The organism is Streptomyces tateyamensis, from assembly GCF_003205575.1.
In the GTDB taxonomy this organism is placed as follows: domain Bacteria; phylum Actinomycetota; class Actinomycetes; order Streptomycetales; family Streptomycetaceae; genus Kitasatospora; species Kitasatospora tateyamensis.
Genome location: NZ_PYBW01000028.1, coordinates 1 through 13,227, shown reverse-complemented (window position 1 = coordinate 13,227; position 13,227 = coordinate 1). Strand labels below are relative to the sequence as shown.

Annotated in this window: 9 protein-coding genes; 4 read left to right on the top strand and 5 right to left on the bottom strand. The window is 71.3% G+C overall.

Annotated elements, in window-relative coordinates:
* Positions 1–744 precede the first annotated feature (744 nt).
* On the bottom strand, positions 745–1,743 hold the full coding sequence (locus tag C7C46_RS08760) for an HAD family hydrolase (protein ID WP_181442261.1): 999 nt from the start codon (positions 1,741–1,743) through the stop codon (positions 745–747).
* 788 nt (positions 1,744–2,531) lie between these two features.
* On the opposite strand from C7C46_RS08760, the gene C7C46_RS08755 reads away from it, so the two are divergent.
* Both C7C46_RS08755 and C7C46_RS37825 read left to right on the top strand, forming a co-directional pair.
* A complete protein-coding gene (locus tag C7C46_RS08755; protein ID WP_342775386.1) occupies positions 2,532–2,987 on the top strand; it encodes a universal stress protein in 456 nt (151 codons plus the stop codon).
* A 432-nt stretch (positions 2,988–3,419) separates the two neighbouring features.
* Positions 3,420–3,845, top strand: coding sequence for a bestrophin-like domain (locus C7C46_RS37825; protein ID WP_484421944.1), 426 nt, complete (start codon positions 3,420–3,422; stop codon positions 3,843–3,845).
* 88 nt (positions 3,846–3,933) lie between these two features.
* Here the strand turns inward: C7C46_RS37825 and C7C46_RS08745 are convergent, their stop codons facing one another.
* From C7C46_RS08745 to C7C46_RS08730, 4 genes are all read right to left on the bottom strand, one after another.
* Positions 3,934–5,124 (bottom strand): acyl-CoA dehydrogenase family protein, encoded by a 1,191-nt coding sequence (locus C7C46_RS08745; RefSeq protein ID WP_110667477.1) that lies wholly within the window; start codon positions 5,122–5,124, stop codon positions 3,934–3,936.
* Between the two features lie 183 nt (positions 5,125–5,307).
* Positions 5,308–6,345, bottom strand: coding sequence for a hydroxymethylglutaryl-CoA lyase (locus tag C7C46_RS08740; RefSeq protein WP_110667475.1), 1,038 nt, complete (start codon positions 6,343–6,345; stop codon positions 5,308–5,310).
* Positions 6,345–8,669, bottom strand: coding sequence for an acetyl/propionyl/methylcrotonyl-CoA carboxylase subunit alpha (locus C7C46_RS08735; protein ID WP_110667473.1), 2,325 nt, complete (start codon positions 8,667–8,669; stop codon positions 6,345–6,347). Before C7C46_RS08735 ends, C7C46_RS08740 begins: the two co-directional genes overlap by 1 nt.
* A 102-nt stretch (positions 8,670–8,771) precedes the next feature.
* Positions 8,772–10,502 carry a carboxyl transferase domain-containing protein gene (locus tag C7C46_RS08730; RefSeq protein ID WP_245984302.1) on the bottom strand — a complete coding sequence of 577 codons (1,731 nt, stop codon included), beginning with the start codon at positions 10,500–10,502 and terminating at the stop codon, positions 8,772–8,774.
* A 127-nt stretch (positions 10,503–10,629) separates the two neighbouring features.
* On the opposite strand from C7C46_RS08730, the gene C7C46_RS08725 reads away from it, so the two are divergent.
* Both C7C46_RS08725 and C7C46_RS08720 read left to right on the top strand, forming a co-directional pair.
* Positions 10,630–11,346 carry a TetR/AcrR family transcriptional regulator gene (locus C7C46_RS08725; protein WP_110667470.1) on the top strand — a complete coding sequence of 239 codons (717 nt, stop codon included), beginning with the start codon at positions 10,630–10,632 and terminating at the stop codon, positions 11,344–11,346.
* A gap of 345 nt (positions 11,347–11,691) precedes the next feature.
* The coding region (locus tag C7C46_RS08720; protein WP_146259020.1) for an ABC transporter ATP-binding protein at positions 11,692–13,227 on the top strand (1,536 nt) is incomplete at its 3' end.

Below are 13,227 nucleotides of genomic sequence, written 5' to 3'. Positions count from 1 at the left end.
TGGTGTGGTGTGGTGGTGCGGCACTGCTCAACAAGATCGAATCTACTGGGTGGACCGTTGCCGTTGTGACAAGTTCACCATCCGACGCTATGTCGACATGGCAATTTGGCGTGATGCATTCGATCACGAAGCGTGGCACCCGTCGACCCCCCTGGGAAGGGGGCGGGTAGGCCGGCGACTGGTTGCGGTACGGCGCACCGATGGTGGCGCAGTGCCGCTGTCCAGCGCGGGCGCCCTGGCCTGCCCCGATGGCCAACCTCGGGCGGGCTTCACAAAACTGACTGAAAATCGGTGTTGCGGAGCAGGGGCGCGTGATGAGTGTGCGCGCCCCATGAGCGCTCCAAAGGCGCTGGCTGTCGCCCTTGGAGCTGACGGCGGATCGGGTCAGTTGCTGATGGTAGGTCAGGCAGACGGCTGGCGGTGAGTCAGGTGAGCGGTCGGCAGTCGAGCGGGAAGTCGGCCGAGGATTGTCCGGGCCCGGGTCCCGGGCCCCGGCTCGCGGGTTGGTGGCGGGGGGCTGGGTCCGCTGGGACCGCTGGGGTTGCTGGGTCCGATGCGGTGGTCGTGGTGGTGGCCCATGACGGGGGCGCGACTGTGACCGGGGGATCACAGCTCGTGGTATCGCCGGCTCGAACTGGCCAAGCTGTGAGCGTGCGCGAATCGGTGCGCCGCTTGCCGCTGCTGGCCGTCAGTGAAGCCCGGGCGGGAAGAGCCCGAAAACAGCTACGTGGACGATCGGATGATCTATTCGGCAGCCCGCTCGAAGGCTCGTGACCCCTCAGGTCGTAATTTCATCAGTGTTATCTCTTTTCCGGGATCGTGACCGGCTCCCGGGGAGCAGCCCGTCCGGTATCCGCCCACCTCTCCACGGCTGGAATGCAGTCCGAGGCTGAACGCACACCGGTTCCGGATTCGGCGGCGCCCGTGGCAGTGACAGCGATGGCGGTAACGGCGGTAGCAGTGACAGTGGGGGCAGGGGTGGCGGCAGCGGTGGTGACGGGAGTGACGGGAGCTGCGGTACGCGCGGTGCGTTCGACTGAAACCGGCGCCGGAATGCCCTCCGCGTACCCGAGGCCCGCCGCCCCGGCGGCCAGGATCAACTCGATTGCCCCCGGGAGGTCGGAGGTGGTCAGGGTGGGCCGGCATCCGGGCTCGGACCACGGGCGCCCGTGGTCCGAGCCAGACGCTGCGGATTCCCACCAGCCGGGCGCCGGCGATGTCGGCGGGCCCGTGGTCTCCCACCATCCAGGTCTCGGTCCGCCAGGCGCTGTCCGGGGCTAGCCCGCAGCGTTGGGCGGCGATCTCGAAGATCAACGGATCCGGTTTGGCGCAGCCGGCCTCTTCGGACACCACCCAGGCGTCCACCAGTGCGTCGACCCCGGTCCGGCGCATCTTCTCGCGCTGGGGGACGGTCGCCCCGTTGCTCACCACGGCGAGAGTCCAGCCGGCGGCCCGGGCGGTCCGCAGCGCTGCCAGGTGAGAAGTCGGGCAGTGAATATGAGAATTGATCCCCCGCCGGTAGTGGGCGGCCAGGGCCTCCAAGGGCAGATTCAGCCCGTACCTGCGCTTGGCCGCACTCAGTACGGTCTCGCGCGGGATGTAGCCGCCGCCGTCGATCGTGGTGAGCCAGCCGAGCTCGGCCGCCGGGAGCCCGTGGTCTGCCAGGAAGTCCTTGGCCCAGGCCCGGAATGCGGAATCGCGGGGCAGCAGTGTGTTGTCGAGGTCGAGCAGCAGCAGCGGCATGCGCCGCATGCTGCCAGCGGGTTGGCTGCGCCGGAAGAGAAACCGCAGATCGGAGCCCATGCGAGGGGGGAGCCGGTCGAAGTAGCCCGGTCTGCGGAGCTCACCGATCGCAGTTGTCACACCATCCTCATGGGGCCCATCTTCAGTTGAACTCGGCAGCAGCCGTACGTGGCTGACCTGTTGCGTCCACAGACTCCGTCAGGCAAGCTCCAGGGAACCCGCGCACGGCGGGGCGTCATCTCACCCTATGGGGCGTGCGTCGATTACCCCGCGCCGCCGCCATTAGCGGGATCGTTGCCTCCCCCAGGTGCAATGGCTGGGCTGGCGGGTTCCCTCGTCGTACCCTGAAAGGAACAGGTCACTTACGGTGCAGCTCGGCCTTAACCGACCACGTGCCTATGAATGGCCTGCCGCCCGGGCAGCGCTGTCCCCACTGCCCTTCCTGTCGGCCCATCTCACTCGAAGAGTCTCGATTCATGGCCGGTTTTGAGTCTCCCCGATCCGCAGACCCGTTCCGGTTTCCCGGCGCTGCGGATATCTCCTCGGCGGATTCGCTGCCCGATGAGTCGCGATCACTCCAGTCGTCGCGGCCCGGTCCGGCCGAGTCTCCGGTCGGCGCCGAGGCAAAGCGGCGCCGTTGGTTCATGTCGTGGCAGCGCCGTACGGAGTCGGCGGCGGCCCAGGTTTCAGATGGTGCCGGCACCCGTCCCGGGGCCGGCGAGGATGGCGGAGGCGACGTGAAGTCCCGGCACCCCAAGCAGCCGGCTGCGCTCGGCGGGGAGATCCCCGTGTCGCAGACCGAGCGCGCTCGTTCCTGTGACCCGGCCTTCCAGCACGGCGTGGTGGTCGGTTTCGACGGCTCGCTCTCCAGCGAGCGTGCGCTGGCCTACGCGGTCGGCATGGCTCGCCGCTCGCAGTGCGGGCTGGTGATCGTGCACGTGGCCAACCGGTTGCCCACGACGGTGTGGGCGGGTTGCGAGCCTCCTGTCTTCGTCGATGCTCCCGACTACCGCACCGAGGTGCTCGGTCTGGAGCTAGCCTGCGCGGACTTCCTGAACGGTGTCCCGTGGGTCCTGGTCGAGCGTGGCGGTGACATCTGCCACGAGATCGAGGAGGTCGGCAAGGAGTACGCCGCCGACGCGATCGTGGTCGGCACCACCCAAGGGCTGCTCGGCCGCCTCTTCGGGTCGATCTCCGGCCGACTGGCTCGCCGGGCCAACCGCCCGGTGATCGTGATCCCCTGATCCTGGGTCAGTGATCCTCGATCAGTACGCCCTGAGTCAGTAGCCCTGAGCCAGGAGTGGTGCCTGCGCCAGGAGTCATGGCGCGTTGCTCCCGGCGATCGGTGCTGCGCTCCCGTCAGATCTTGCCTCCTGCCCTACTCTCGGTTCCGGGCGGGCTCGCCCTTCGCGGAGGGCAGGACCGGCCCGGCCAACGGCTGGCCGGCGGCCGATTGGTTGCCTGCCGCCCGTGCGCTGATCGGGTTGTCTCGGGCCCATCGAGAGCGTCCCGGGTCGCCCAGAATTACGACGGACGAACAATTGAGCGTGGTCACCTGAATCGCCCGTCATCTTGTTCGGCTACCCCCAAGTTCTTTACCCGCAGCATTGCTGAGTAGCCGTCGGCACTACCGGTGCGCTGCCGTCATCGGAGTCGGGCACCCCTTCGAGTGACCCTTGGCCGGTGGCAGCTCAGGGGCCCGGGCTGCCACCGACCAGGTACGCAGCTCGGCTGGTGCCGCGCACCCGACGACTCCGGAGGAGACGGCGGCCAAGGCGGACATGTTGAGGAACCTGACGGATGTCTGTGCTCGGCGGAACGCTCGCCCCTTTGACATCAGGGCGGTGGTCCCGCAGCTGGCGCTCGGCGGGCTGGTGGCCGGTGCAGTGCCGGTGGTGGCGACTCCGCCGGTGCTCGGCCTGACGGCCAACCGCCGGAATCTCGCGGTCATGTGCTTCGTCGGGGCTTCGGTGGCCTTCGCGGTGGGCATGGTGCTGCAGCTCAGCGGCCCGTACAGCGGGGTGATGGGAGTGCAGCCGACGGCCTGCTCACTGGCCCTGGTCAGGTACGACCAGATCGACTCGGACAGTCGGACTGCCTGATGGCTGGGGCGGTGCTGCCGGCCGACCGGGCCAGGTCGGCCGGACCGGCAGCGTGCCTCATGGGACGTCTCTCGGACTGGGCGTCAGGTCAGGAGGTCATGCCCAGCTCGCGGGCGATCAGCATCCGCTGGACCTCGGAGGTGCCCTCACCGATCTCCAGGATCTTGCTGTCGCGCCAGAAGCGGGCGACCGGGTACTCGTTCATGAAGCCGTAGCCCCCGTGGATCTGGGTGGCCTCGCGGGCGTTGTCGACCGCGGCCTCGGAGGAGTAGAGCTTCGCGATGGCGGCCTCCTTCTTGAACGGCTCGGCGAGCAGCAGCCGGGAGGCCGCGTCCCGCCAGGCGAGGCGCGCGAGGTGTGCGCGCATCTCCATGTCGGCGATCTTGAACTGGATGGCTTGGTTGGACCCGATCGGCCGGCCGAAGGCCCGCCTGGTCGCGGCGTAGCTGAGCGACTGGTCGACGCAACCCTGGGCGAGCCCGGTCGCCAGGGCGGCGATGGCGATGCGGCCCTCGTCGAGGATCCGCAGGAACTGGGCGAAGCCCCGGCCGCGCTGGCCGAGGAGGTTGGCTTCGGGGACTCGGCAATCGGTGAAGGACAGCTCTCGGGTGTCGGAGGCGTTCCACCCGACCTTGCTGTACTTCTTCGACACCGTGAACCCGGGGGTGCCGACGGGAACGATGATGGAGGAGATTTCGCGCTTGGGCGAGGCTTCGGGACCCCCTTCACTCGAACGAGCGAGCGGTTCGGTGAGCGCGGTGACGGTGACCAGACCGGTGATGTCGGTGCCGGAGTTGGTGATGAAGCACTTCGTCCCGTTGATCACCCACTCCCGGGTCGCCTCGTCGAACCGGGCCGTGGTCCGGGTCGCGCCCGCGTCCGAGCCGCCCTCCGGCTCGGTCAGACCGAAGGCGCCGAGCATCTCGCCACCGGCCAGGCGCGGCAGCCACTCGCGCTTCTGCTCCTCGGTGCCGAACCGGTAGATCGGCATGGCGCCCAGCGAGACGCCGGCCTCCAGGGTGATCGCGACCGAGGAGTCGACCCGGGCCAGCTCCTCCAGCGCCAGGCAGAGCGCGAAGTAGTCGCCCCCCATCCCGCCGTACTCCTCCGGGAACGGCAGGCCGAACAGGCCCATCCGCCCCATCTCCTTGACGATCTCGTACGGGAACTCGCCGCTCTCGTAGAAGTCGCCGATGGTCGGCGCGACCACGTCGTTGGCGAACTCGGCGACCGTGCGGCGAAGTTCCTCGTACTCGGAATCCAGGCGGTGGTCGAGCATCTGATCCTCCAGGGTTCGCCCGATGGGGTGAGTCGGGCGCAATGGGTGCGACGGTGGTCGCAGGGGTGAGAGGGCGCATCAGGGCGCGTAGAAGCAGCGTGCGGAACGCTCGGCGCAACCGCCCGTTCCGATGCGGTGCGTCGCGGTGCGCCCCGGCAGCGGCCGGTGCACCGCGACGGGCGGTCAGGAGGCTGTCGTGCCCGGGCTGCTGGGGCCCGCCAGCGCCTGTACCGCGCGGGACGGGCTCGGGCGGCCCAGCTGCCCGGCCATCCAGGTGCTGGTGGCGGCGAGCCCGGCCAGGTCGACCCCGGTCTCGATGCCCAGGCCATGCAGCATCCAGACCAGGTCCTCGGTGGCCAGGTTGCCGGTCGCGCTCTTCGCGAACGGGCAGCCGCCCAGGCCGCCCGCCGAGGAGTCGACCACCGTCACGCCGTGCCGCAGCGCCGTCAGCGTGTTGGCGAGCGCCTGCCCGTAGGTGTCGTGGAAGTGCACGGCGATCCGCTGCACCGGCACCCCCGCCCGGTCGAAGGCGCCGAGCAGCGCGCTGACCTGGCCGGCGGTGGCTACGCCGATGGTGTCGCCGAGGCTGAGTTCCGCGCAGCCGAGCTCCAGCAGGCGCAGCCCGGCCTCGACCACCTGAGCCGGCGGGACCGGGCCCTCCCACGGGTCGCCGAAGCACATCGAGAGGTAGCCGCGGACCGTGGCGCCGGCGGCGAGCGCCCCGGACACCACCGGCCGGAACATCTCCAGGGACTCGGCCACGGTGCGGTTGAGGTTGCGGCGGGCGAAGGTCTCGGTGGCCGAGGCGAACACCGCCACCTCGTCCGCGCCGCGGGCCAGCGCCCGGTCGAGGCCGCGCTCGTTGGGAACCAGGACCGGCAGCCGCAGCCCCGGGTACTGCTCGCGCAGCCCCGTCACGCGCGGGAACAGTTCCTCGGCGTCAGCCAGCTGCGGCACCCACTTGGGGTGGACGAAGCTGGTCGCCTCGACGGTGCGCAGCCCGGCGGCGGCGAGTCGGGCGATGAACTCGGCCTTCACCTCGACGGGGACCAGGGCGTTCTCGTTCTGCAGGCCGTCCCGCGCGCCCACCTCGTGGATCCGTACCCGGGCCGGCAGCGCCGGGTCGTGGACCACCTCGGGCAGGCCCAGTTCGAGCACACCGGGATCGGCGGACTGCGCCGAACGGGTGGAGTCGGCTGCTTCGGGGGTCTGACTGGTCATCAGGAAGCCACCTTCTGCTGAGTGTGGGCAGCGTCGGCCGACTCCTCGGGCAGGACGACCGCGAGCAGTTGGTCCATGGCGACGGTGCCGCCCGCTGCGGCGTGCAACTCGCTCACCGTGCCGTCGTGCGGCGCGGAGATCACGTGCTCCATCTTCATCGCCTCCAGCACCAGGAGCGCCTGGCCGCGGCGGACGGTGTCGCCGACCGCGGTCTTCACCACCGTGACGGTGCCCGGCATCGGCGCGGTCAGCGCGCCGTGGTGGGCGGCGTCGGCGGCACCGCGGTCGGCCACCGGGTCGTACGGGTGCAGCGCCCAGCTGTCGCCGTCCGCACCGAGCCAGATCACCGGGCCGCTGCCGGTCGCGGGCGCGTCGTCGGTGGCGAGGGCGAAGCCGGAGCGCAGGCCGTCCAGGGTCAGCGAGATGCCGGTCGCGCCGAGGGCGGCACGGGCCCGGCGGACCGGTCCTTCACCCAGACGGACCAGTAGTTCCGGCAACCCCCTTGACGGATCCTCAGATCCCTGGATTACCCTCTCGGCACTGACAGGTCGTACTCGCACCGAAACCGGGTCCTGCCCGGGGGCACGGAGCCGGTGCGTGGTCCAGGCCGGCTCGCCGGCCAGGCGCCAGGCAGAAGGGAGCGCGAACGGATCGGCCCACCCGCCGGAGGCGGCAGGGGTGAGCCGCAGGTGCCGCACGAGGGCTGCGGCGAGGTAGACGGCATCCGGGACGGCGGAGCCGCGCGACGGTGAACCAGTGGGCGGCGCTTCGGCGCCGGCCGGCTCGGTGGTGACAGCAGTGGCTGCTCCGGAGGCGGGAGCGGCGAGGGGCTCGCGCAGCGCGTAACGGTCGTGGTGGTCGTCCAGCAGTTCGGGGTGTTGCTGGACGGCCCGTTCGACCAGCCCGGTGTCCAGCCGCCCGGCGACCACGTCCGGGTGGGTGAGCAGTCGGCGCAGGAAGCCGGTGTTGGTGGTCAGTCCCAGGATCCGGGTGTCCGCCAGGGCAGCGCGCAGCCGCAGCAGCGCGGTGTCCCGGTCGGGTCCGTAGGCGATGACCTTGGCCAGCATCGGGTCGTACGCACTGGTGATCTCGGTACCGGTGGTGAGGCCGGAGTCCACCCGGATTCCCTCGCCCTCGGGCTCGCCGAGCAGCAGGACCCGGCCGCCGGTCGGCAGGAAGTCCCTGGCCGGGTCCTCCGCGCAGATCCGCGCCTCCACGGCGTGGCCGAGGAAGGAGATGTCCGACTGCCCGAACGACAGCCACTCGCCCGCGGCGATCCGTACCTGCCACTCGACCAGATCGAGCCGCTCGGCGGGGGCCCCGTCCCGGCTGACCGCAATCGCGAGCTCGGTCACGGGGTGCTCGACCTGCAGGCGGGTGTTCATCTCCATGAAGAAGAACTCGCGCACCGACGCCTCGCCGGCTGCTGCGGGGTCAGCTGAGGCGGCGTCGGGCGAGGCCGGGTCGGCACCGGGCACGATGAACTCCACCGTGCCGGCCCCGGTGTAGCCGCAGGCCTCCGCTGCCCGGACCGCGGCAGCCCCCATCGCGGCCCGTGTCTGCGGGTCCAACAGAACGGAGGGAGCTTCTTCGATCACTTTCTGATGCCGGCGCTGCAGACTGCACTCGCGCTCGCCGAGGTGCACGGTGGTCCCGTGGGAGTCCGCCAGCACCTGCACCTCGATGTGCCGGGGGTTGTCCACCCAGCGCTCCAACAGCAGGGTGTCGTCACCGAAGGCGGTGCGGGCCACCCGGCGGGCCGCGGCGAGCTCGGCAGGGAGTTCGGCCGCTTCGCGGACCAGCCGCATGCCCTTGCCGCCACCACCGGCGGACGGCTTGATCAGTACGGGGTAGCCGATCTCCTCGGCCGCGCGGATCAGCTCCTCGTCCGTGGTGGCGCCGCCCCGGCTGCCGGGGACCACGGGTACGCCGACGGCGCGGACCGCCTCCTTGGCGTTGATCTTGTCGCCCATCAGCTCGACGGCCGTGGCGGGCGGGCCGATGAAGACCAGACCGGCCTCGGCGCAGGCCCGGGCGAAGCCGGGGTTCTCGGCCAGGAAGCCGTAGCCGGGGTGGATCGCCTGGGCACCGGTCCGCAGCGCCGCGGCGATGATCTGATCACCCCGCAGATACGTCTCGGTGGCGGAGCTGTCGCTGCGGTCGGCGGGGCCGAGCCGGACCGCGAGGTCCGCCTCGCGGACGTGCCGGGCGTCGGCATCGGCGTCGCTGTAGACGGCGACCGACCGGACGCTGAGCCGGCGCAGGGTGCGGATCACCCGGACGGCGATCTCACCGCGGTTGGCGACCAGGACGGTGTCGAACATGGGAGGCGTTCTCCGGGGCGAGGGGCGAAGGGACTGGTACGAGAAGGGAGCGGTGCGGCTGCGGAGTTGCCGGGACCACGGACCGTCAGGCCCGGGCACGGGTCACATCCGGAAGACGCCGTACGGTGCCGGTGCGGCGAGCGGGGCGTTGGCGCAGGCGGTCAGGGCCAGGCCGACCACCGTGCGGGTGTCCATCGGGTCGATCACACCGTCGTCCCAGAGGCGGGCGGTGGCGTAGTAGGCGTTGCCCTGGCGTTCGTACTGCTCCCGGACGGGGCGCTTGAACTCCTCCTCCGCCGTGGTCGGCCACTCCTCGCCGCGGGCCTCGAACTGGTCGCGGCGCACGGTGGCGAGCACGGAGGCGGCCTGCTCACCACCCATCACGGAGATCTTGGCGTTCGGCCACATCCACAGGAAGCGAGGTGAGTAGGCCCGACCGCACATCGAGTAGTTGCCGGCCCCGTAGGAGCCGCCGATCACCACAGTCAGCTTGGGCACTCGGGTGCAGGCCACCGCGGTGACCATCTTCGCGCCGTGCTTCGCGATGCCGCCCGCCTCGTACTGGCGGCCGACCATGAAGCCGGTGATGTTCTGCAGGAACAGCAGCGGGATGCCGCGCTGGTCGCAGAGCTCGATGAAGTGCGCGCCCTTCAGCGCGGACTCGGCGAAGAGCACACCGTTGTTGGCCACGATGCCCACCGGGTGACCGTGGATCCGGGCGAACCCGGTGACCAGGGTGGCCCCGTACTCGGCCTTGAACTCCGCGAACCGGCTGCCGTCCACCAGGCGGGCGATCACCTCGCGGACGTCGTAGGGCGTGCGCGGGTCCACCGGCACCGCGCCGTACAGCTCGGCCGGCTCCACCGCGGGCGGCTCGACCGCCGCGAGCGGCCAGGGGCGGGCCGGTCGCGGACCGAGGCCGGCCACGATGGTGCGCACGATGTCCAGCGCGTGTTCGTCGTTCTCGGCCAGATGGTCCGTCACGCCTGAGGTGCGCGAGTGGAGTTCGCCGCCGCCGAGCTCCTCGGCCGTGACCACCTCGCCGGTGGCCGCCTTCACCAGCGGCGGGCCGCCGAGGAAGATGGTGCCCTGGTTGCGGACGATCACGGCCTGGTCGCTCATTGCGGGGACGTAGGCGCCGCCCGCGGTGCAGGAGCCGAGCACCGCGGCGATCTGCGGGATGCCCGCAGCCGACAGTCGGGCCTGGTTGTAGAAGATCCGGCCGAAGTGGTCGCGGTCCGGGAACACCTCGTCCTGCATCGGGAGGAAGGCGCCGCCGGAGTCCACCAGGTAGATGCAGGGCAGCCGGTTCTCCAGCGCGACCTCCTGGGCGCGCAGGTGCTTCTTCACCGTCATCGGGTAGTAGGTGCCGCCCTTCACGGTGGCGTCGTTGGCCACCACCATGACCTCGCGCCCGGCCACCCGGCCGATGCCGGCGATCACGCCCGCGGCCGGCGCGGCGCCGTCGTAGAGACCGTCCGCGGCGAGCGGGGCGACTTCGAGGAAGGGTGAGGCGGGGTCGAGCAGGGTGTCCACCCGGTCGCGCGGCAGCAGCTTGCCGCGGGCGGTGTGCCGTTCGCGCGCCTTGGCACCCCCGCCGAGCGCGGCGTTGCGCAGCTTCTCGCGCAGCTCGCCGACCAGGGCCTGGTGCGCCTCGGTATTGGCGCGGAAGGCAGCGGAGCCCGCATCGACCGCGGAGCGCAGCCGGGGCGCCGGAGCGGCCGCGGCCGGGCTGTCAGCCGTGGCACCCGCGGCGACGGATGCGGTGCCTCCCGGAGTTCCGGCGGTCTCCCATGGATGCTGAGAGGTGAAGCCGGGCGTCGACAGGGCCATCCGAAGAGCTCCCTTGCTCCCGTAACCCGCGGTCGGTGGGGCCGGTGGGCCTGCGCCGCACGTTAATGGTCGTTAACACCTGAGGCCAGGTTAACCACGGATAACCCTCGTGTCTACGATGGGATTCATGTCGAACAGTCCTGTCGTCCCCGCGACCCCCCGCCGCGACCAGATCCGTCGCGAGGCCGCACGACTGTTCGCCGCCCGGGGCTTCCTCGGTGTCGGGGTGGACGAGATCGGCAAGGCCGTCGGGATCAGCGGACCCGGGCTGTATCGCCACTTCTCCGGCAAGGACGCGATGCTCGCCGACCTGCTGGTCGGGATCAGCGAGCGGCTGCTCGACGAGGGCCGCCGCCGGGCCGGTGCCGCGCACACCCCTGAGACGGCGCTGAACGCGCTGATCAGCGGCCATGTGGACTTCGCCCTCGACGACTCCGACCTGATCACCCTGCACGACCGCGAACTGCTCCACCTGAAGGAGGAGGACCGCCGCCGGGTGCGCCGGCTGCAGCGCGAGTACGTCGAGCTCTGGGTGACCACGGTGCAGGCCGCCCTCCCAGGGCTGGCCGAACCGGCTGCCGAGCCGGCGGCGCGCGCCGCGGTGCACGCGGTGTTCGGCCTGCTCAACTCGACCCCGCACAGCATCGGCATCCGGTCGGCCGGCGAGCGGTCCACCGACCGGATCGGGCTGTTGCCGCGGGCCGAGATGGCGGCCTTGCTGCACCGGCTGGCCGAGGGGGCCTTCGCCGCGGCCTCGACCTCGAACGTCGGGGTTGTCGCCCGTGGTGGCGAGAGCCCTGCTCCTGGTGAGGGGCCCGCCGTGCCGAACCGCGCCCAGCCCTGACGCACCGCGCCCCTCGCGTACTGCCGCGGGTGCCCCCCGCTCCGCCGTCCACGTCCACGTCCGCGTCCGCCGGCCACTCGCTCGCTCGCTTGCCTTTGCCCGCCGTCCACCCGCTCTTGCTCGCCCTGGCTCGACCGGCCATCCGCCCCCGATTCCTCGGCGCGCGGGCCTAGGACGAGCGCCCCATCCGCCTCCGCCCTCCGCCTGGTGCGCCCCTTGCCTCGCTTGGGGGAGTCTGGAGGGGAAGGAAATCCGACCGGCGACGGTTGGTTCGTGCCAGGTCCCTGTGCAGCTCGCCGGTCAGTCGTGGACGACCGCCTCCAGAAATGGTTAGTATCCCTAAATATGCCTGAGACTCACGGCTCCACCAGGGAGATTCCCGCGGCGGAGACGGCCGGGGGACCGGCCGCCCCCGAGGGACACGCCGCCACGACCAGCCGCACCCCCGCCTCGCCGGGGCGCGCGGCCGACTCCGCTCCTGCCGCTCCTGCCGCCACCCCGGGTGCGCCCGCCGCGCCTGCGCAGCCCGAGGGCTGGCTGCGCCGCCTGGGCAGCTACTGCTGGCGCTACAAGCGCAACTTCCTGCTTTCCTTCGGTGCCTCGCTCGGTGGCATGGCGGTCACCGCGCTGGTGCCCCTGGTCACGAAGCTGATCATCGACGACGTGATCACCACGCACACCAAGCCGCTCGCGCCCTGGGCCGCCGTGCTGATCGTCGCCGCGCTGCTGGTCTTCGTCTTCACCCAGGTCCGCCGCTACACCGCGGGCCAGCTCGCGCTGGACGTCCAGCTGGACCTGCGCTCCGACCTGTTCCGCTCGCTGAGCCGCTTCGACGGCACCCGGCACGACCGGCTGGACATCGGCCAGGTGGTCGGCCGGGCCACGTCCGACCTCCAGCTGGTGCACGGCCTGATGTCGATGCTGCCGATGATGACCGGCAACCTCCTCCTCTTCGCGATGTCCATCGCGGTGATGCTCTACCTCTCCGTGCCGCTCACGCTGATCGCCCTCGTGATGGGCCCGGTGCTGTGGTGGCTGGCCACGCTCAGCCGCAAGCGGCTCTTCCCCGCCACCTGGGCCGCCCAGCAGGAGGCCGCCGCGGTCGCCGGAGTGGTGGACGGCGCGATCGGCGGCGTCCGGGTGGTCAAGGGCTTCGGCCAGGAGGCGCAGGAGCTCGGCAAGCTGGAGCGGGTCTCGCACTCCCTCTACAGTGCCCGGCTGCGCGCGATCCGACTGAACAGCCGCTTCACCCCGGCCCTGCAGGCGGTCCCCGCACTCGCTCAGGTCGCGGTGCTCGCACTGGGCGGCTGGCTGGCTGTCAACGGCTCGGTCACCCTGGGCACCTTCGTCGCCTTCTCCACCTACGTAGCGCAGATGACCGGCCCGGTCCGGATGCTCACCATGGTGTTGACGGTGGGTCAGCAGGCGCGGGCCGGCGTCGAGCGGGTCTTCGAGCTGATCGACGAGCGGCCGCTGGTCGAGGACGCCGCCGACGCGCAGGTTCTCGACCCTGCCGAGCTCGATCCGGCTGCCGTGGCCCGCACCGGCACCCCCGCGCTGGAGTTCGACCAGGTCGACTTCCACTACCAGCCGGCCGCCACCGCTGCCACCACCGAACCCGCTGCCACCACCGAACCCGGGGCTACCACCGCAACCGCGGCCGGCAGCCCCGCGCCCGCACCGGCGCCCGCCACTCCCGTGCTGCGCGGCCTGAGTCTGCGCGTCCAGCCCGGCGAGACGCTCGCCCTGGTCGGGTCCTCCGGATCCGGCAAGTCGACGGTCGCCCAGCTGATCCCGCGGTTCTACGACCCGACCGGCGGCTCGGTCCGCCTGTACGGCCACGACCTGCGCGAGCTCACCCTCGACTCGGTCCGCTCGGTG

Excerpts from the sequence above, each read along its gene's own strand:
- C7C46_RS08760 (WP_181442261.1), bottom strand. The coding sequence starts at position 1,743 with ATGCCGCTGCTGCTGCTCGACCTCGACAACACACTGCTGCCCCGCGAT.
- C7C46_RS08735 (WP_110667473.1), bottom strand. The coding sequence starts at position 8,669 with ATGTTCGACACCGTCCTGGTCGCCAACCGCGGTGAGATCGCCGTCCGG.
- C7C46_RS08725 (WP_110667470.1), top strand. The coding sequence starts at position 10,630 with ATGTCGAACAGTCCTGTCGTCCCCGCGACCCCCCGCCGCGACCAGATC.
- C7C46_RS08740 (WP_110667475.1), bottom strand. The coding sequence starts at position 6,345 with ATGACCAGTCAGACCCCCGAAGCAGCCGACTCCACCCGTTCGGCGCAG.
- C7C46_RS08745 (WP_110667477.1), bottom strand. The coding sequence starts at position 5,124 with ATGCTCGACCACCGCCTGGATTCCGAGTACGAGGAACTTCGCCGCACG.
- C7C46_RS08730 (WP_245984302.1), bottom strand. The coding sequence starts at position 10,502 with ATGGCCCTGTCGACGCCCGGCTTCACCTCTCAGCATCCATGGGAGACC.